This is a genomic window from Paraburkholderia acidisoli, assembly GCF_009789675.1.
GTDB classification, from domain to species: Bacteria; Pseudomonadota; Gammaproteobacteria; order Burkholderiales; family Burkholderiaceae; genus Paraburkholderia; species Paraburkholderia acidisoli.
The window spans coordinates 2,157,969-2,175,345 of the sequence record NZ_CP046913.1; the positions used below are offsets into that span (position 1 = coordinate 2,157,969).

18 protein-coding genes and 2 tRNA genes are annotated in these 17,377 nt (G+C 67.3%); 13 read left to right on the forward strand and 7 right to left on the reverse strand.

Translation table 11 applies throughout. The annotated features are described in order from the left end of the window. Positions 1-61: 61 nt before the first annotated feature. Genes moeA through FAZ98_RS09425 form a run of 3 tightly spaced genes read left to right on the forward strand, consistent with a single transcriptional unit; the run spans position 62 to position 2,212 of the window. A complete protein-coding gene (gene moeA / locus FAZ98_RS09415; protein WP_158950920.1) occupies positions 62-1,372 on the forward strand; it encodes a molybdopterin molybdotransferase MoeA in 1,311 nt (436 codons plus the stop codon). 58 nt (positions 1,373-1,430) lie between these two features. Continuing rightward, entirely contained in the window at positions 1,431-1,706 is a 276-nt protein-coding gene (locus FAZ98_RS09420) for a hypothetical protein (protein WP_158950922.1), read from the forward strand. Then, positions 1,706-2,212, forward strand: a complete 507-nt coding sequence (locus tag FAZ98_RS09425; RefSeq protein ID WP_158950924.1) for a GNAT family N-acetyltransferase — start codon at positions 1,706-1,708, stop codon at positions 2,210-2,212. Before FAZ98_RS09420 ends, FAZ98_RS09425 begins: the two co-directional genes overlap by 1 nt. A 100-nt stretch (positions 2,213-2,312) precedes the next feature. Here FAZ98_RS09425 and FAZ98_RS09430 read toward each other — a convergent pair whose 3' ends face one another. The 5 genes from FAZ98_RS09430 to pncB form a co-directional block, all read right to left on the reverse strand. Then, complete coding sequence (locus tag FAZ98_RS09430) at positions 2,313-3,806, reverse strand: DNA recombination protein RmuC (RefSeq protein ID WP_199272326.1); 1,494 nt, start codon at positions 3,804-3,806, stop codon at positions 2,313-2,315. 14 nt (positions 3,807-3,820) lie between these two features. Then, positions 3,821-4,810, reverse strand: coding sequence for a 2-hydroxyacid dehydrogenase (locus tag FAZ98_RS09435; RefSeq protein WP_158950928.1), 990 nt, complete (start codon positions 4,808-4,810; stop codon positions 3,821-3,823). Between the two features lie 66 nt (positions 4,811-4,876). After that, positions 4,877-5,290, reverse strand: a complete 414-nt coding sequence (locus FAZ98_RS09440; RefSeq protein WP_233272591.1) for a sodium:proton antiporter — start codon at positions 5,288-5,290, stop codon at positions 4,877-4,879. After that, on the reverse strand, positions 5,287-5,949 hold the full coding sequence (locus FAZ98_RS09445; RefSeq protein WP_158950930.1) for a LutC/YkgG family protein: 663 nt from the start codon (positions 5,947-5,949) through the stop codon (positions 5,287-5,289). Before FAZ98_RS09445 ends, FAZ98_RS09440 begins: the two co-directional genes overlap by 4 nt. Positions 5,950-6,066: 117 nt before the next feature. Next, on the reverse strand, positions 6,067-7,266 hold the full coding sequence (gene pncB / locus FAZ98_RS09450) for a nicotinate phosphoribosyltransferase (protein ID WP_158950932.1): 1,200 nt from the start codon (positions 7,264-7,266) through the stop codon (positions 6,067-6,069). Between the two features lie 435 nt (positions 7,267-7,701). On the opposite strand from pncB, the gene fdxA reads away from it, so the two are divergent. The 8 genes from fdxA (at position 7,702) to FAZ98_RS09490 (ending at position 12,126) form a co-directional block, all read left to right on the forward strand. Next, the gene (gene fdxA / locus FAZ98_RS09455; protein WP_158950934.1) at positions 7,702-8,025 is read left to right on the forward strand and encodes a ferredoxin FdxA; all 324 of its coding nucleotides are present in this window, start codon (positions 7,702-7,704) and stop codon (positions 8,023-8,025) included. Positions 8,026-8,164: 139 nt separating this feature from the next. Next, positions 8,165-8,240 (forward strand) — tRNA-Asn (locus FAZ98_RS09460). Positions 8,241-8,313: 73 nt separating this feature from the next. Next, a tRNA-Asn gene (locus tag FAZ98_RS09465) sits at positions 8,314-8,389 on the forward strand. Positions 8,390-8,538: 149 nt separating this feature from the next. Next, positions 8,539-9,030, forward strand: coding sequence for a CreA family protein (locus tag FAZ98_RS09470; protein WP_158950936.1), 492 nt, complete (start codon positions 8,539-8,541; stop codon positions 9,028-9,030). Between the two features lie 28 nt (positions 9,031-9,058). Further along, positions 9,059-9,955: a helix-turn-helix transcriptional regulator gene (locus FAZ98_RS09475; RefSeq protein ID WP_158950938.1), complete on the forward strand. Its 897-nt coding sequence runs from the start codon at positions 9,059-9,061 to the stop codon at positions 9,953-9,955. Between the two features lie 131 nt (positions 9,956-10,086). After that, complete coding sequence (locus FAZ98_RS09480; protein ID WP_158951935.1) at positions 10,087-10,815, forward strand: AzlC family ABC transporter permease; 729 nt, start codon at positions 10,087-10,089, stop codon at positions 10,813-10,815. Continuing rightward, positions 10,812-11,135 carry an AzlD domain-containing protein gene (locus FAZ98_RS09485; RefSeq protein ID WP_158950940.1) on the forward strand — a complete coding sequence of 108 codons (324 nt, stop codon included), beginning with the start codon at positions 10,812-10,814 and terminating at the stop codon, positions 11,133-11,135. Before FAZ98_RS09480 ends, FAZ98_RS09485 begins: the two co-directional genes overlap by 4 nt. Positions 11,136-11,367: 232 nt before the next feature. After that, positions 11,368-12,126: a DUF4088 family protein gene (locus FAZ98_RS09490; protein WP_158950942.1), complete on the forward strand. Its 759-nt coding sequence runs from the start codon at positions 11,368-11,370 to the stop codon at positions 12,124-12,126. A 44-nt stretch (positions 12,127-12,170) separates the two neighbouring features. Here the strand turns inward: FAZ98_RS09490 and FAZ98_RS09495 are convergent, their stop codons facing one another. Then, a complete protein-coding gene (locus FAZ98_RS09495; RefSeq protein ID WP_158950944.1) occupies positions 12,171-14,420 on the reverse strand; it encodes an ATP-dependent helicase in 2,250 nt (749 codons plus the stop codon). Between the two features lie 189 nt (positions 14,421-14,609). Beyond that, positions 14,610-15,074 (reverse strand): hypothetical protein, encoded by a 465-nt coding sequence (locus FAZ98_RS09500; protein WP_158950946.1) that lies wholly within the window; start codon positions 15,072-15,074, stop codon positions 14,610-14,612. Positions 15,075-15,432: 358 nt separating this feature from the next. Between FAZ98_RS09500 and FAZ98_RS09505 the strand changes: the two genes are divergently transcribed. Together FAZ98_RS09505 and FAZ98_RS09510 are read left to right on the forward strand one after the other, a co-directional pair. After that, positions 15,433-15,654 (forward strand): RNA-binding S4 domain-containing protein, encoded by a 222-nt coding sequence (locus tag FAZ98_RS09505; protein ID WP_158950948.1) that lies wholly within the window; start codon positions 15,433-15,435, stop codon positions 15,652-15,654. A 265-nt stretch (positions 15,655-15,919) separates the two neighbouring features. After that, positions 15,920-17,311 carry an MATE family efflux transporter gene (locus tag FAZ98_RS09510; protein WP_158950950.1) on the forward strand — a complete coding sequence of 464 codons (1,392 nt, stop codon included), beginning with the start codon at positions 15,920-15,922 and terminating at the stop codon, positions 17,309-17,311. The last annotated feature ends 66 nt before the right edge of the window (positions 17,312-17,377 follow it).

The following is a 17,377-nucleotide window of genomic DNA, read 5'->3' on the forward strand; positions in this document are numbered from 1 at the left end:
CACGGCAAGCCGCCCGGACGATCGCCGCACACGCCGTGCGGATGCGACGCTTCCCCACTCGATGACCACGCCTAATCACAACGACCGCCGCTCCGCGTGTATCAGCCAGTACGATCCACAAGCATTGCCCGTTAGCGCCGCGCAGGCCATCGTGCTGCAGTGGGTCACGCCGCTGGCCGCGAGCGAGCGCGTGCCGCTGCGTGATGCGCTCGCGCGCGTGCTCGCCGCCGATGTGATTTCGCCGATCGACGTGCCCGCGCACGACAACGCCGCCATGGACGGCTACGCGTTCGACGGCGCCGCGCTGGCTGGCGCCGCGGCTTCCGGCGCGCTCTCGCTCACGGTGTGCGGCAAGGCCTTCGCGGGCCATGCGTACGCGGGCGCCGTCGCGCCCGGCCAGTGCGTGCGCATCATGACCGGCGCGCCCATGCCCGCCGGCTGCGACACCGTGGTGCCGCAGGAGCGCGTGCAGGTGCAGGACGATGTCGTCACGTTCGAGGCTGCCGCGCAAACGCCCGGCGCGAACCGCCGCCGCCGGGGCGAAGATCTCGCGCGCGGCGGCGTGGCGCTCGCCGCGGGCCGCGTGCTGCGCGCCTCCGACATCGGCTTGCTGGCATCGCTCGGCGGCGTCGAGGCCCACGTCAAGCAACGCTTGCGCGTCGCCTACTTCTCCACCGGCGACGAATTGCGCTCGCCCGGCGAACCGCTCGAACCCGGCTGCATCTACGACAGCAATCGCTACGCGCTCGGCGCGATGCTGCAACGCCTGAACGTCGAGCCGATCGACCTCGGCGTGGTGCGCGACGATCCCGCCGCGCTCGCCGCCACGCTCAAACTCGCCGCCGAAACCGCCGACGTCGTGCTAACCTCCGGCGGCGTTTCGGTCGGCGAAGCCGATTTCACGCGCGCCCAGTTGCAAACGCTCGGCGACGTCTCGTTCTGGGGACTCGCGATGCGCCCCGGCCGCCCGCTCGCGTTCGGCCGCATCTGGTCGGGCGGACATCCCGGCGCGGGCCGCGCGGCGCTGCTGTTCGGCCTGCCCGGCAATCCCGTCGCGACCATGGTCTCGTTCTACCAGATCGTGCGCCCCGCGCTCATGGCCATGTCCGGCGCGCAGCCGCAACCCGTGCCGCTCGTGCCGGCCGTGAGCGACGCGCCCATTCGCAAGCGCGCGGGCCGCACCGAATTCCAGCGCGGCCTCGCGCACCGCGACGCCCGGGGCCAATGGCGCGTCACGCCCACCGGCTCGCAAAGCTCGGGCGCGCTCAGCACGATGAGCGAAGCGAACTGCTTCATCGTGCTTGCCCACGAGGCCACCGATCTCGATGCCGGCGACGCCGTCGACATCATGCTGTTTGACGGACTCGTGTGAGCGCCCGCGCTCGCCGAGCCCAGTAATTACACCGACACGTCTTTCCGGACCGACTCATATGAAAAAACAGATCTCGTTCATCGCCGCGGGCCAGACCGCCAAGGCGCTCATCCTCGTGTACCTGACGTTCAGCGTGCCGATCGTGCTGCTCGTCGCGGTGGTCGCGTTCATTCGCTACGGCACCTTCGAACTCGGCACGGTCTTCAGCGCGCTGCTGCTGAACGCGATTGTCGGCTTCGTGCTGCTGTGGATCGCGTGCCATCTGTACAACTGGGTCGCGTCGCGCTTCGGCGGCATCGAGATCCATCTCTCCGACGTGCCCGAGGAAGCCTGATGACGGCAGCGATCCGCGCCGCCACGCCCGCCGACGTCGGCGCGATGCACGCGCTGATGTACGAACTCGCCGAGTTCGAGAAGCTCACGCATCTGTTCACGGGCACGCCCGAAGGGCTCGCCGAGGCGCTGTTCGGCGCGCGGCCGGCCGCCGAGGCGCTGGTGGCCGAGGACGACGCCGAGGGCGGCCGCATCGTCGCCTATGCGCTGTTCTTCCACAACTATTCGACCTTCCTCAGCCGCCGCGGCCTGTACCTCGAAGACCTCTACGTGCAGCCTTCCCAGCGCGGCACGGGACTCGGCACGGCCATGCTGCGCGCGCTCGCGGCGATTGCCGTCGAACGCGGCTGCGCGCGCTTCGAGTGGACGGTGCTCGACTGGAACGCGCCCGCGATCGGCTTCTATGAAAAGCTCGGCGCGACCGTGCTGCCCGACTGGCGCGTGGTGCGCATGACGGGCGAGGCGCTCGACAAGCTCGCGGCGCCGGCCGCATCGACAATCGACTAAAACCGCGCGCATCGAAACGTTTAAACGAAACGGGCCGCTTGCACCTGAAGGCAAGCGGCCCGTTTCGTTTTCGCTTTTTCGTCAGAACCTCGAGACCACCTTATTCGTCGCCAAACGGGCCCTCGCCTTCCGCGCCGCGCAGCGCGTCGCCGAGCAGGTTCGCGGCCGCGTCGCCGGGCAGCGCTTCGACATCGCGCAGCTTGCGGTTCATGGCGCGCGTGCGCACCTCGGCGGCTTCGATCGAGCGCGTCACCGTTTCGAGCTGCGACTTCGTGCGCGCCAGTACGTCGCCGAACTTGCCGAACTCCGTCTTCACCGCGCCCAGCACCTGCCACACCTCGCTCGAACGCCGCTCGATCGCGAGCGTGCGGAAACCCATCTGCAAGCTGTTGAGCAGCGCCGTGAGCGTGGTCGGCCCGGCGACGCTCACGCGGTAGTCGCGCTGCAACACGTCGGTGAGACCGGGGCGGCGCAGGATCTCCGCGTAGAGCCCTTCGGTCGGCAGGAACAGCAGCGCGAAGTCGGTCGTGTGCGGCGGCGCCACGTATTTTTCGGCGATGGTGCGTGCCTCCGCGCGAATGCGCACTTCGAGCGCGCGCCCCGCTTCTTCGATCGCGGCCACGTCGGCGCGCTCCTGCGCGTCGATGAGCCGCTCGTAGTCTTCACGCGGAAATTTCGCGTCGATGGGCAGCCACACCGGCTCGCTCTCGCTCGCGGCACCCACGCCGCGCCCCGGCAAACGAATCGCGAACTCCACACGCTCGTTGCTCTTCGGCACGGTCGCCACGTTCTTCGCGTACTGGTCGGGCGTGAGGATCTGTTCGAGCAGCGCTTCGAGCTGCACTTCGCCCCACGTGCCGCGCGTCTTCACGTTGGTCAGCACCTTCTTCAGGTCGCCCACGCCGGCCGCGAGCGTCTGCATTTCGCCGAGCCCGCGATGCACCTGTTCGAGCCGGTCGGAGACCAGCTTGAACGACTCGCCGAGCCGCTGTTCGAGCGTGGCGTGCAGTTTTTCGTCGACGGTGCGGCGCATCTCCTCGAGCTTCGCCGCGTTGTTCGCCTCGATGTCCTTCAGGCGCTGTTCGAGCGTCGCGCGCACTTCGGCGAAGCGCCGGTCGTTGACCTCGGTGAGCTGCGCGAGCTGCTGCGTGAGCAACGTGCCGAAGTGGCGCAGCGCGGCGCCCTGTTCGTCGCGCGCCTGCTGCGCCTGCGCGTGCAGACTCGCGCGCACCGCGTCGAGCTGTTGCGTATTGCTTGTCGTGAGCTTCGCGAGTTGCTGCGCGAAGCCGTCGATCTGGCTGTTCTGCACGGTCGCGATGCTCGTGAGTTGCGCCGCGAGCGCCTGCTGGACCTGCGCGAAACCGCCGCCGAACTCGCTGCGCGACGCCTGCGCCGTGCGCGCGATCTCGTTGCGCAACTCGCGTTCGATGCGCTCGGCCGCGCGCGCCTGCGTGTCCGTCGAAGCCGCGACGCGGTCGCTCAATTGATCGAGCGCGTCGAGCGCCGCGTCGTCGTCATGAGGCTGGCGCGCGCGCAGCAAGGCCACCAGCGTCGCGACGAAAGCGATCGCGAGCACCGCCAGCGCGATCGACATGACTGCCAGCGAACTCATGAACGCGCGTTCCCCAGCACATCGGGATTGATCGGATTGGGCGGCTGGCCCGCGCGCGGTCCCTTGCCCAGCGCGGCGATCAGATTGTCAGCCGCGAGGTTCGCCATGGCGCGGCGCGTGGCCTCGCTCGCGCTCGCGATGTGCGGCGTGAGCACGACGTTCTCGACCGTGAGCAGCGCGGGATGCACGCTCGGCTCGCCCTCGAACACGTCGAGACCGGCGGCCGCGATCTGGCGCGTGCGCAGCGCCTCGGCGAGCGCCGCGTCGTCGACGATGCCGCCGCGCGCGATATTCGTGAGCGTGGCCGTGGGCTTCATCAGCGCGAGCTCGGCGGCGCCGATCGTGTGATGGTTCCCGGCCGTGTACGGCAGCACGAGCACGACGTGATCGGCTTCCTTGAGCAGATCCGGCTTCGAGCGGTATTCGGCGTTCAGTTCCGTCTCGATCTCGGGCGCGACGCGCGAGCGGTTGTGATAGATCACGCGCATGTCGAAGCCGCGCGCGCGGCGCGCGAGCGCCTGGCCGATGCGGCCCATGCCGATCACGCCGAGCGTGGAGCCGTACACGTCGGAGCCGAGAAACATGTCGAACGACCATTTGCCCCACTTGCCCGCGCGCAGGAAGTGCTCCGATTCAGCCACGCGGCGCGCCGCCGCCATCATCAGCGCCCAGCCGAAGTCGGCCGTGGTTTCGTTGAGCACGTCGGGCGTGTTGGTGCCGAGCACGTTCGCGGCATTGAACGCGGCCATGTCGAAGTTGTTGTAGCCCACCGCCATCTGCGAGACCACGCGCAGCCTGGGCGCGGCCGCGAAGGTGGCCGCGTTGACCGGGTCGCCCGCCGTGAGCGCGCCGTCCTTGTCGGCGAGACGCGCATTGAGCGCCTCGGGCGAGAGCACGTCGCCCTCGTTCCATTCGACATCGAAATACTGCTTAAGCCGATCGATCACCTCGGGAAAGATCGGGCGTGCCACGAGAATCTTTTGCATCGTTGCTCTCCACACTTCAGTCGTCAGTCGTTGATCCGGAAACCGCCATGCTTGCGTTGCGCGCGCTCACGCGAAGACTAGCCACGTGGCCGCGAGGAAAACCGGCACGAGCACCGCGCCCGACCCGCCAGGATAGCCGAAGACACCCGGCATGCGCACGCCGCGCGACGGCGCGATCGCGTGGACCATGAAATTGCGGGTGTTGCGGATAGAGGCGATTGCGCTGGCGTAACCGTGCGAGGCCGCGAACGGCAGCAGGAACGCGAGCGCCCGCACCGCCACGATCTTGCCGAAATGGCGACGCCAGAACGCGCCGGCAATCGTCGGCACGCAGCCGATCGAGAGCCGCATGCCCGCGAACGGCCACGCCCAGAGCGCGTTCAGCGCCGCGCCGCCGGGCGGCCCCGCCGCGGCATTCGTGCCGATGAAACCGGGCGCGGCGAACGCGAGGGCGAGCGCTCCCCGCTGCGATCCCCTCACGCGCCATGCACGACGATCACATGCACGCGATACGGTCCGTGCGCCCCCAGAATGATGGTCTGTTCGATGTCGCCGGTGCGCGACGGCCCCGAGACGAAGTTGACCGCGCGCGGCAGCTCGCCGCGTTCGGCGCGCATGAGCGCGAACGCGTCTTCGTGACCGGCCACGATACGCGAGGCGGGCACCACGGCAATATGCGTTTCCGGCAGCAGCGCGCCCGAGGCCCACGTTTGCGGGCCGGAGAGCAACACGAGCGTGCCGGTTTCGGCCGTGGCGCAGAAGCAGCCGGTGAACCCGACGAGGTCGCCGTCGGCGGGTTTGCGGAAAGCGACGTCGAGACCCGCGCCGCGCCAGTCGAGCGCCTCGAGCGTTTGCCACGCGACGGCCTGCATCGGCAGATTGCGTTCGGCGAGATAGCGTTGCGCCGCGGCGGGCACTTCGGCGAGTTGCTGCACTTCGTCCACCGTGCTCGCCATCTTGCGCGCCTCGGCCATGAAGCGCGCGACGAGATCGCCTTCGAGTTCGGGGCGCGGTCCTTGCGGATGACTCGCGAGGTAATCCGCCACGGCTTCCCGCTCGTGCGCCGCGGGCGTGGCCTCGCGTCCCTGCGCGGCGCGAATGCGCGCGAGTATGCTGCGGCGGGCGGCCGTCGTGTCCATGAACGTCCTCGTCAGATGAAGAAAAGCGACGCGCCGATTATAACGGGGCGTCGCCTTGAATTTTTGCCGCTTCGCGCCGCGCAGCGGGCGGCCCGACTCACTGAAAAGCGCGCGTGACTAGCTCGCGCACTCCACTTCGGTCGGCTGCTCGATGCCGAACACCTGACGCAGATACGCGAGATACGCCTTGTCGTCGCACATGTTCTTGCCCGGCGAGTCGGACAGCTTGGCGACGGGCTGGCCGTTGCACCGCACCATCTTGATGACGATCTGCAGCGGCTGATAGCCGAGGTCGTTGGTGAGATTCGTGCCCACGCCGAACGCCAGCCGGCAACGCCCGCGAAAACGTTCGTAGAGGCGCAGCACCTTGGGAATGTCGAGCGCGTCGGAAAAGATCATGGTCTTCGCCCGCGCATCGACGCGATTGTCCTCGTAGTGCTGGAGCAGGCGCTCGCCCCATTCGAACGGATCGCCGGAGTCGTGGCGCGCGCCGTCGAAGAGCTTGCAGAAGTACATGTCGAAGTCGCGCAGAAACGCTTGCATGCCATAAACGTCCGAGAGCGCGATGCCCAGGTCGCCGCGATATTCCTTCGCCCACATCTCGAAGCCGAAGATCTGCGAGTCGCGCAAGCGCGGCCCGAGCGCCTGGCACGCCTGCAGATACTCGTGCGCCATCGTGCCGAGCGGCGTGAGGTTGTGCTTGAGCGCGTAATACACGTTGCTCGTGCCCGTGAACTGCTCGCCGAGATGCTCCTTGAGCGTCAAGATCACCTCTTCGTGCCAGCGCTTCGAGAAGCGGCGGCGCGTGCCGTAATCGGCAATCTTGCAATCGGCGAATTCGGGCTTCGCGCCCAGCAATTCGATTTTATGGCGCAGGCGCTCGCGGCCTTCGTCGTACTGCGGATGCTGCTGCGTGTTGCGGAAATAGACCTCGTTGACGATCGCGAGCACCGGAATCTCGAACAGGATCGTGTGCAGCCACGGCCCCTTGATCTCGATGTCGATCTCGCCGTTGCCCTTGGCCGAAGGCGTGACCGAGATGTACTTCTCGTTCAGATGAAAGAGCGCGAGAAAGTCGATGAAGTCGTTCTTGATGAAGCGCATGCGGCGCAGGTAGTCGAGCTCGGGCTCGGCAAAACGCAGGCGGCACAGCTTCTGGATCTCGCCCCGGATCTCGTCGACATAAGGCACGAGGTCCACGTTCGGCGTGCGGCAGCGGAAGCGGTATTCCACGTTGGCGGCGGGGAAATGATGCAGCACCACCTGCATCATCGTGAATTTGTACAGATCGGTATCGAGCAGCGAAGTAATGATCATGATGGCGAGCCGGACTGCGATAAGGTGCGCCCGCGCCATCTCGCATGCGTGCCGGAACGTCGCGAAGCCTTGCGGCACAAGGCTTGCGGCAAACCAGCGGCGGCTTCGGGACGGCGGGCGCCAACGGTGCGCTCATGTTACCCCAAGCCTAGCGCGTGCCGTGCCCGCGACGACACGTCCCCTTGCGCAGAAGGGGCAAATCGGGGCGACGGGCGATTGCGGCGGCGCTCGCGCAGGCAACAAGACGCCGCGAGACGCCCCAAGAGCCCACGAGACGCCGCCGCGCGACCGCTTATAAACTAATCACGAAACGATCTAAGGAAACGTAACTTCCCGCGCACCGGGCGCTGGGTAGGGAAATTCCGCATCAGTTACAATACCGCTTTTGGCGAACCCCGCCATCCCCCGATACAAAAGCATGCAGGAGCTGCTCGAATGACCCACGTTGTGACCGAAAGCTGCATCAAGTGCCGCTATACCGACTGCGTCGATGTGTGCCCGGTGGACTGCTTTCGCGAAGGTCCCAACTTCCTCGCGATCGATCCGGACGAGTGCATCGACTGTGCCGTGTGCGTTGCCGAATGCCCGGTGAACGCGATCTACGCCGAAGAAGACGTGCCTGGCGACCAGCAGGAATTCACCGCGCTGAACGCCGAACTCGCGAAGGGCTGGCCGAGCATCACCAAGACCAAGGCGCCGCTGCCCGAAGCCGACGAATTCAAGGACGTGAAGGACAAGCTCGCGCTGCTCGCGCGCTAACGCTGCCTCGGGGCCTCGCCCAATCCCCTCTTGCGACGTTTTGAAGGGCGTTCGCATTAAAGAGATGGATTGATATGGCGATTGGGTGTTGACAGCCTCCAACAGACCCCATAGAATCTCGTTCTCTGCTTTTGTTGATTCCCCGATAGCTCAGTCGGTAGAGCGCCGGACTGTTAATCCGTAGGTCCCTGGTTCGAGCCCAGGTCGGGGAGCCAAGATTAGCAAAAGCGATTCACAAGAGTTCGTTAACCAGAACGAGCTTTTTAGAAGTTAAAGTTGTACTGCTGTTCCCCGATAGCTCAGTCGGTAGAGCGCCGGACTGTTAATCCGTAGGTCCCTGGTTCGAGCCCAGGTCGGGGAGCCAAATATCGAGGGGTTGCGTTTTTGAACGCAACCCCTTTTTCTTTTGCATCGCGCTTTCGCCACGCGATTTTACCCATCCTGTTTCGCATGCAACGAGGCGCGCGCCCTCGTCTGCCCGATAATGACGCATCGCCATCTTCGGGACTTCGCATGACACGCCGCCCTCTCGTCTCCGTCTCCACCGTCGCCGCCTTCCTCGCCAGCGCCAGCGTCTTTGCCACGGCCGCGCACGCCGAACAGATCGGCAGCGTCAGCACCAACTTTCGCGTGACCGGCTCCGACAAGGTCGTGGTCGAAGCCTACGACGACCCGCAGGTGCAAGGCGTCACGTGCTACGTCTCGCGCGCCCGCACGGGCGGCGTGAAAGGCACGCTCGGCATCGCGGAAGACCCGACCGAAGCGTCCATCGCCTGCCGTCAGGTCGGGCCCATCACGTTTGCCGGGCCGCTCAAGCAGCAAGCCGATGTGTTCAGCGAGCGCATGTCGTTTCTCTTCAAGACGCTGCACGTGGTGCGCGTGGTCGACGCCAAACGCAACGCGCTCGTGTATCTCACCTACAGCGACCGCGTCGTGAGCGGCAGCGCCAAGAACAGCGTCACGGCCGTTCCCGTGCCCGCCGGCACGACCATCCCGCTGCGCTAAACTGTCAGGTCTCGCGCGGGATCGACTCATGACCGACACACCTTTGCGCGATCACGCCCGCTATTGGCGCACGCCGCTGCTGCCGGGCGCGGATCTCGTCACCGCCGACTATCACGAGCACAGTTTCGCGCCGCACTGGCACGAGGCCTACACGATTCCCGTGATCGAGCGCGGCGCGGAATGCTTTCGCTATCGCGGCGCGCAGCACGTGGCCGCGAGCGGCACCGTGCCCGTCATCAATCCGGGCGAGGTGCACACGGGCTCGCGCGCGGTCGACGAGGGCTGGAGCTATCGCGTGATGTACGTGCCGATCGACTATTTGCACGATCTGGCCGGCGAGATCGCGGGACGCGCGCAACCGCTGCCGTGGTTCCCGAGCGAAGTGATCCACGATCTCGATCTCGCGCACCGCTTGTCGCGCGCGCATCGCCTGCTCGAAGCCGACGCCGGCCGGCGCCGCCTCCTCGACAACCCGGCCGCCGGCCCGCATCCCGCGAGCGACCTGCTCGCCGTGGAAGGCGCGCTCATCGACGCGCTCTCCACGCTGCTCAAGCGCTACGCCCGCACCGAGGAAGCTCCGCTCGGGCCGGCTGCGCATGTCGCGCCGGGCGCGCACGACGCGCGCGTGGAGACGATGAAGGCGCTGCTCGCCGCCGACCTCGCCACGCCGCTGCGCGTGGCCGATCTCGCCCAGGCCGTCGGGCTTTCGGCGTTTCACGCCACGCGGCTCTTCACCCAGGCGACCGGCCTGCCGCCGCACGCGTGGCGCACGCAATTGCGCCTGCAACGCGCGCTCGCGCCGCTGCGCGAAGGCCGCACCGTCGCCGATGTCGCCGCCGCGCAAGGCTTCACCGACCAGAGCCATTTCACGCGCCACTTCCGCCGCATGTTCGGCGTGCCGCCGGGGCGCTGGCAGTCGGAATGATTCCCGGCGCCCTCAGCAAGAACGTACAAGCCAGGCGCGCCGCGCTCGCTTAAGCTCGGTCTCCGTATCAGGAGAACCGCTTGACCACGCACCCTCACCGTTTCGCCGAATTCGTCGCCGGCGCGCGCGACATGATCCCGATGATGATCGGCGCCGCGCCCTTCGGCGTGATCTTCGGCACGCTCGTCACCTCGGGCCCGCTCTCGCTCTGGCTCGGCCAGTTCATGTCGCTCGCCGTGTTCGCGGGCTCGGCGCAGTTCATCGCCATCGGGCTCATTGCCACGCACGCGAGCTTCGCCGTGATCCTGGCGACCACGCTCATCGTCAATCTGCGTCACGTGCTCTATAGCGCGACGCTCGCGCCCTACGTTTCGCATCTGCCGCTGCGCTGGCGTCTCGTGCTCGGCGCCGTGCTCACCGACGAAGTGTTCGCCGTCGCCTGGGCGCACTTCCGCCGCCATCCGCCCGGCGACACCGTTTCGCCGTGGCACTTCCTCGGCTCGGGCATCTCGATGTATCTGAACTGGCAGCTCTGGACCGCGGTCGGCCTGCTGTTCGGCGCGGCGTTTCCCGGTTTGCAGTCGCTCGGCCTCGACTTCGCCATGGTGGCGACCTTCATCGCCATCGTCGTGCCGCAGCTCGTGGCGCTGCGCTATCTGGCCGCCGCCGTGACGGCCGGCGCGCTCGCCTACTTCTGGCAGGGCTGGCCGTACAAGCTCGGGCTGCTCGGCGCCGTGCTCGCGGGCGTGCTCGTGGGCGTCGTGCTGTCGCGGCCGCGCGCCGCGCGCGAAGCCAGCGCCCCGCACGACACGCCGCGCAAGCCGCCCACCGTTCAACGCACCGCCGGAGCCGGCCAATGAACTACGTCGTCCTCATTCTCGGCATGGCGCTCGTCACGTGGATCGTGCGCACCGCCGTGTTCGTGCTCGGCGAACGCCTCGTGTTTCCGCCGCTCGTGCGCACCGCGCTCGGCTTCGTGCCCGTGACGGTGCTCACGGCGATCATCGTGCCGATGGCGGTTTCCCCGCACGGCCAGGGCGCCGAACTCACGTGGCGCAATCCGCAGCTCGTGGGCGCGCTCGCCGCCATCGCCGTGAGCGCGCTCACCAAACGCCCGCTGCTCACCATCGCCGTGGGGCTCGGCGTGTTCTTCTTCTGGCAAGGCGTCGTGCTGCGCTGAGCGTCCCCAAGGGCTTCGCTCAAGTTTCACCCCGGTTGGCCGATAAACCCGTCAAGGCCTGCCCTGGAGGCGCTGCGCAATCGTGAAGACGCAGCCCGCCGGCGGCGGGTCGCGCTTTCACAGGGAGCGCGCGTCCCGCGAGCGGACCGCAGGGCGCCGAGCGCCGCCGCAAGGCGAGCCGCTGGCGCGGACACGGCGCGAGCGCGGCAAGCAACACATCGGGGCAACCATCATGGGGAACATCACCCTCAACCTGAAAGACGAAACGATCGCGTCGCTGCGCAAGGATTTCGACGCGTTTTTGCGCGTGTCGCTCAAGCTCGATCCGCAGTTCGCGACGCCGTCTTTCGAGGATTATCTGCGCGCGAAGTTGCTCGACAACATGACGCCGCTGACCGAGCACGCCGTGCAGCGTCTGCTGCAGGGCGGCCAGTACGCGTGGGCGAAGCGCACGCTCGACAAGGAGTTCCCCGAGGTCGTCTCGATCCTGCTGCGCCAGGCGAGCGAGTTCGGTTTTGGTTTCGCGTCGCGCCCGGAATGGACGCCCGACGAACTGGCGAAACAATCGCGCGACTGGGCGGCAGCCATTGTGACCGAGGCGCAAGGCGACGAATCGCTGGTCGACCCGCTCGCCGCGCAGATCAAGTCCGGCGTGCAGGACATCCAGACGCTCGAAGAAGCGATGCAGACGCCCGCGTGGCGCCTGACGGAGTCACTGCGCCAGCGCACCTATGAAGCGAAGATCGCCTGCGAACAGGCGAGCGGCAGCGTGGCGCGCGAGAAGCTCGGCGAACTGCGCGGCTTTTTGCGGCTGGGCATCACGCACGGCGTGTTTCAGAAGCAGGAGGCGCAGCAGATCATGGAATATCTGCGCCTGCTGAAGCCGGAAATTTTCGTCGAGGAACCCGACGACGTGTTCACGCGCCTCGCCGCGTGGCTGCGCAACTTCTTCGTGCCGCAGGCCACGGCGGCACGCGAGCAGCAGCGCTGACGAAACCCGGGCGCGCCCGCTCCGGCGCGCGCCCGGCCTGGGCTTCAATCCCACATCTTCCTGAGCTTCGCGGCGATCTCGACCTTCGCTTGCGCCGCCGCGGCCAGCCCGGCCGCGCTCGGCGCGCTCGCCACGGGGGGAGGCGGCCATGCGCGCGACTCGAACAGCGGCAACATGGCCGTGCCGATAAAGCGCGTACGCGACGCCCACACATGCCGGTCGCCCGCCGCCGCCTGGTTGTGCACGTAGAAGCGCTGCGGCACGACGATATGCAGGTCTTCCTTCGCGCGCGTCATGGCCACGTAGAGCAGACGCCGCTCTTCCTCGAGTTCCTCGTCGCTGCCCGCGCCCAGATCGGACGGAATGCAGCCGTCCACGCCGTTGAGCACGAACACGTTGCGCCACTCCTGGCCTTTGGCCGAATGGATCGTGGAGAGGATCAGATAGTCCTCGTCGAGCAGCGGGTCGGCCGATTCGGCGCTGGTCGCGTCGGGCGGGTCGAGCGTGAGTTCGGTGAGAAAGCGCTCGCGCGAGGCGTAGGTGCTCGCGATGCTCTCCATTTGCAGCAGGTCGGCGTGCCGCACCGGCGCGTCTTCGTGATTGCGCTCGAGATGCGGCTCGTACCAGCGCCGCACGCGCTCGAATTCGGCGGGCCAGGGCGTGGCGCGCATGGAGAGATTGTCGATGAGCGAGGCGAACGCGGGCCAGTCCTCGGCCGCGCGCGGCGGCGCGGCGAACGCCGCCAGCGCCTCGGCGGCGCGGTACGCGCCCGTGCACGCCGCGACCTGATCGAGCAGGCGCGCCGCATTCGCCGGCCCGACGCCCGGCAGCAGCTGCGTGACACGAAACCCGGCCACGCGATCGAGCGGGTTTTCCGCCCAGCGCAGCACGGCGAGCACGTCCTTCACATGCGCCGCGTCGAGAAAACGCAGGCCGCCGAATTTGACGAACGGGATATTGCGCCGCGCGAGTTCGATTTCGAGCGTGGCGCTATGGTGCGCGGCGCGAAACAGGACCGCCTGCTGCTTGAGCGTCATACCCGCTTCGCGCGCTTCGAGAATCTGCTCGACCACGTAGCGCGCCTGGGTGGCTTCGTCGGCGACGGTCACGAGGCGCGGCCGCTGCTGCGAGGGCCGATCGGTCCACAGATTCTTCGTGAAGCGTTCGGTCGCGGCGTCGATCACGGCGTTCGAGGCCGCGAGGATGGGCGCCGTCGAGCGGTAGTTGCGCTCCAGCGTGACCTGGCGCGCGGGCGGATCGAACTGCGCCGGAAAATCGAGGATATTGCGCACCGTTGCGCCACGAAACGAGTAGATGGCCTGCGCGTCGTCGCCGACCACGGTCAGGCCGCGGCCGTCGGGCTTGAGGGCGAGCAGGATCGACGCCTGGAGCCGGTTCGTGTCCTGGTATTCGTCGACGAGAATATGATCGAAACGGCCCGCCAGGTCGGCCGCAATGACGGGTTCTGCCGCCATCGTCGCCCAATAGAGCAGCAAATCGTCGTAATCGAGCACGTTCTGCTTTTGCTTGGCATCCACATAAGACGCGAACAGCACACGCAGTTGCGGCTCCCACTCGAGACACCACGAAAACGAGCGATTGAGCACGTTGGCCAGCGAGTCGCCGGTGTTCACAACGCGCGAATAGATCGCAAGACACGTCGATTTGGCGGGAAAACGCTTCTCTTTCGCCGAAAACCCCAATTCGTGACGTACGAGGTTCATCAGGTCGGCGGAGTCTTCGCGGTCGTTGATCGTGAACGCGGGCGAAAGGCCGATCTGCTCGGCGTATTCACGCAGCAAACGCGCGCCTACGCCGTGAAACGTCCCCGCCCAAGTCAGCCCTTGTGCCAGCACGGCGGCCGCACCCGGCGCACTCGCGGCAATGCGCGCCACGCGCCGGGTCATTTCCTGCGCCGCGCGACGCGAGAACGTTAGCAGCAGAATGCGATGCGGATCGGCGCCATTTGCGATCAGATGCGCGACACGATGCGCGAGCGTATTGGTTTTACCCGACCCCGCACCGGCGATCACGAGCAGCGCTTGCGGCATGGGCGCGCCCGGCGCGAAGCCGGTCTCGCTGCCGTGCTCGACCGCCGCGCGCTGGGCGTCGTTGAGCTTGGCCAGCCACGCGGAAACGGCGCTCGCCGCTTCGGCCGCCGCGCGGGAAACCGGATCAGAGGTAGGAGAAACGGCGGGAGGAACGCTGGAGACGGTGGACACAGGGCGCGCGCTCGGTGGCGAAAGCAAAAATAAACGGTCGATGGAAAGACGCGTCGCACACTGTATATCCATACACCCCGCCTCGGCAAGCACGCGATCATGCCGTGATCTGGCGATATTTACGACGATCTTCGCGCGGAATGCCGCGCCGCCGCGGCCGCCGCAAACGACAACGGCGGCGCCCCGTTTCCGGAGCGCCGCCGTCTGGCTCGCGAACTACCTGCTCGATCTCCTGGAGAGAAGAAGCAGCGCAAAGAACGCTTACGGCTGCTGCTGGCCGCCCTGCTGCTGCGCCGACATGCCGTTCATCTGGTCCTTCATTTCCGAATTGTTGGCCTGATGATCGGCCTTACGGTTGATCTTGGCGTCCTTGACGCTCGACTTGTACTGCGACTTGGCCGACTTCTTCGCGTCCTTGTAGTCCGCGTTGGCCGACTTCTTCGCATCCTTGTACTCGGCGTTCGCCTGCGCGTTGGCGTTACGCTTCTGCACGAGCGGATCCGGCGATTGCGGCGCCGTCAGATTCTGCGGCGCGGGCGCGGGTTGCGCGATGCCGGCAGCGGCGGGCGCCTGGCCCGGCGCGGCGCCAGGCGCCATGGCGGGGGCTTGCATGGCCGGCGCCGGATTGGCGGGCGGCGTGGCCGTCGACTGGGCGAAGGCGCCCTGAGCGAATACGGCGGCCGAAACGAGAGCGGTGCTGGTGATGAGCTTGCGAATCTGGGTCATGGCGTATCCTCTTTGCAGTGGTTCCAAAAAGTGCGGTTGCAACGGGCATACCCGTGAGAGCCGCGCCGGGTTTCGTTCCGGCTCGTCCCGGCTGCGGGACGGCGGTTTCGATCCGGCGTGAACCCATTGTCATCTGAAGATTGACGCGCGGTCCCGCAGCGTTACTCACCGTTTCATTTACTGACAGATTCATAACATCTGGCCCCAAGACGTAACAACGCCGCCACGGAAGCCGCCAGCGCGAAACCGCCGATCGCGTATGATGCTCACCCTTCCGGCGCCGCGCCGCGCGCGCACGGTGTCTGTTTCAAACTCGTCTCAACTCGTCTCGAGCGAATTTCAGCGAATCCTCCACGCCATGCCCAATCTCGATTTCACGCTGACCGGCGATTTCGTCGAACTGCACAATCTCCTCAAGATCATCGGCCTCGCCGACAGCGGCGGCTCGGCCAAACAGATCGTCGCCTCGGGCGCGGTGAAGGTCGACGGCGAAGTCGAGCTGCGTAAAACCTGCAAGATCCGCGCGGGTCAGTCCGTGCTGCTCGGCGACACGCGCATCGCCGTGAAGGAAGCCGACTGACCGCGCAGCGGGCTGGAACACGTTGCGCACAGCGCCTTCGCCCGCGGCGCGGCAATCGGAGCGCATCGACCTGAATCGAACCGCCGCGGCCTCCCGCACGCCATCGGCATAACGAACCCACCCGGAAAAGCGCCGCTCCCGAATGCACCAGATTCGGGCATTCGCATCGACAAGCGCGCCGCGAGGCAATAAGCTTTCAGGCTCGATACGTCTATCACCAGAAAGACGCGCCAGCCGCCAACACCGCTCGCGCCGCCCCGCCTTCATGACCCGCACCACCCGCACCCTTGCCAGCCGCGCGGCCGCCGCGCCGCCCACGCTGAGCCGCCACGCCGCCGATACCGCCCGCCTCGCCGGGCCGCTCGCCATCGCCCAGCTTTCGCAGATGGCGATGAGCGTCACCGACACCATCCTGCTCGGCTCGCTCGGCGCCGACGCGCTCGCGGCCGGCGGCCTCGGCGCGAACCTGTTCTTCGTGATCGTGACGGTGCTGCAAGGCGTGCTGACCTCGGTGAGCGTGAGCGTCGCGCAGGCGCGCGGCGCCGACGACGAAAGCCGCGTGCCGCACATCTACTGGACCGGCTTCGCGCTCTCGCTGCTGCTTTCGCTGCCCGCCTTCGCGCTGCTCTCGTTCGCCACGCCCATCCTGGTCGCGCTAGGCGAACCGGCGCTGCTCGCGCAACACGTGGGCGACTACGCGGCCGTGCTGCGCTGGGGCGCGCCCGCGAGCCTGATCGGCGTGGGCCTGATGCGCGCGTTTTTGCCCGCGATCGGCGCGGCGCGGCGGCTGCTCTGGATCTCGATCGGCTGCGTGTTCTTCAACGGCTTTCTCAACTACGGGCTGATCTACGGCGCGTGGGGCTTGCCGCGCATGGGTCTGCTCGGTTCGGCGGCGGCCACGACGGTCACGGTCTGGCTGACGGCGCTCGTGCTGATGGCGCTCCTGCATCTGCGGCCTTCGCACCAGCACTTCGTGGCGGCGCGCCGCCCCACGGCGCCGCTCATGGGCGAGCTGTTCACGATCGGCTGGCCGGTCGCCATCACCTATGCGGTCGAGGCCACGCTTTTTCTCGCAACCGGCCTGCTCGCGGGCCTGCTCGGCGAAATGCCGCTCGCGGCGCACCAGATCGCGCTCAACGTGGCGTCCGTGACCTTCATGGTGCCGCTCTCGATCGGCCAGGCGGCCAACGTGCGCGTGGGCTACTGGATCGGCGCGGGGCAGCCGCGCGCGGCGCGCCACGCGGGCTTCGTCGCGCTCGCGCTCGGGACCGCGTTCATGACGCTTTCCGCGCTCGTCATGGTGCTCGCGCCGCACTCGATCGTGGGCCTGTATCTGCATCTCGACGATCCCGCCAACGCCAACACCGTCGCGCTCGCCACCACGTTGCTGGGCGTGGCGGCGCTGTTTCAGATCGTAGATGGCGTGCAGACGGTCGGCTCGGGCTGCCTGCGCGCCTACAAGGACACGCGCGTGCCGATGGTCGCCGCCACGCTCGGCTACTGGGGCATCGGTTTTACCGTGGGCTATGTGCTCGCGTTCCACTTCGGCATGGGCGCGCTCGGGCTCTGGTGGGGACTCGCGGCGGGGCTCGCGAGCGTCGCCGTGCTGATGACGTGGCGCTTTCACCGCATCAGCCTGAGCCGCTGCCAGGACTGAACCGGAACTCGCGCCGCCGTCGCTTCGGCACGCTTTACCGTCACGTCGTAACAACGCTTTCCGACG

What these genes read in the sequence shown, in the direction of transcription:
- moeA (WP_158950920.1), top strand. Translation starts at nt 62, where the DNA reads ATGACCACGCCTAATCACAACGACCGCCGCTCCGCGTGTATCAGCCAG.
- FAZ98_RS09420 (WP_158950922.1), top strand. Translation starts at nt 1,431, where the DNA reads ATGAAAAAACAGATCTCGTTCATCGCCGCGGGCCAGACCGCCAAGGCG.
- FAZ98_RS09425 (WP_158950924.1), top strand. Translation starts at nt 1,706, where the DNA reads ATGACGGCAGCGATCCGCGCCGCCACGCCCGCCGACGTCGGCGCGATG.
- FAZ98_RS09430 (WP_199272326.1), bottom strand. Translation starts at nt 3,806, where the DNA reads ATGTCGATCGCGCTGGCGGTGCTCGCGATCGCTTTCGTCGCGACGCTG.
- FAZ98_RS09435 (WP_158950928.1), bottom strand. Translation starts at nt 4,810, where the DNA reads ATGCAAAAGATTCTCGTGGCACGCCCGATCTTTCCCGAGGTGATCGAT.
- FAZ98_RS09445 (WP_158950930.1), bottom strand. Translation starts at nt 5,949, where the DNA reads ATGGACACGACGGCCGCCCGCCGCAGCATACTCGCGCGCATTCGCGCC.
- pncB (WP_158950932.1), bottom strand. Translation starts at nt 7,266, where the DNA reads ATGATCATTACTTCGCTGCTCGATACCGATCTGTACAAATTCACGATG.
- fdxA (WP_158950934.1), top strand. Translation starts at nt 7,702, where the DNA reads ATGACCCACGTTGTGACCGAAAGCTGCATCAAGTGCCGCTATACCGAC.
- FAZ98_RS09470 (WP_158950936.1), top strand. Translation starts at nt 8,539, where the DNA reads ATGACACGCCGCCCTCTCGTCTCCGTCTCCACCGTCGCCGCCTTCCTC.
- FAZ98_RS09475 (WP_158950938.1), top strand. Translation starts at nt 9,059, where the DNA reads ATGACCGACACACCTTTGCGCGATCACGCCCGCTATTGGCGCACGCCG.
- FAZ98_RS09480 (WP_158951935.1), top strand. Translation starts at nt 10,087, where the DNA reads ATGATCCCGATGATGATCGGCGCCGCGCCCTTCGGCGTGATCTTCGGC.
- FAZ98_RS09485 (WP_158950940.1), top strand. Translation starts at nt 10,812, where the DNA reads ATGAACTACGTCGTCCTCATTCTCGGCATGGCGCTCGTCACGTGGATC.
- FAZ98_RS09490 (WP_158950942.1), top strand. Translation starts at nt 11,368, where the DNA reads ATGGGGAACATCACCCTCAACCTGAAAGACGAAACGATCGCGTCGCTG.
- FAZ98_RS09495 (WP_158950944.1), bottom strand. Translation starts at nt 14,420, where the DNA reads ATGGATATACAGTGTGCGACGCGTCTTTCCATCGACCGTTTATTTTTG.
- FAZ98_RS09500 (WP_158950946.1), bottom strand. Translation starts at nt 15,074, where the DNA reads ATGACCCAGATTCGCAAGCTCATCACCAGCACCGCTCTCGTTTCGGCC.
- FAZ98_RS09505 (WP_158950948.1), top strand. Translation starts at nt 15,433, where the DNA reads ATGCCCAATCTCGATTTCACGCTGACCGGCGATTTCGTCGAACTGCAC.
- FAZ98_RS09510 (WP_158950950.1), top strand. Translation starts at nt 15,920, where the DNA reads ATGACCCGCACCACCCGCACCCTTGCCAGCCGCGCGGCCGCCGCGCCG.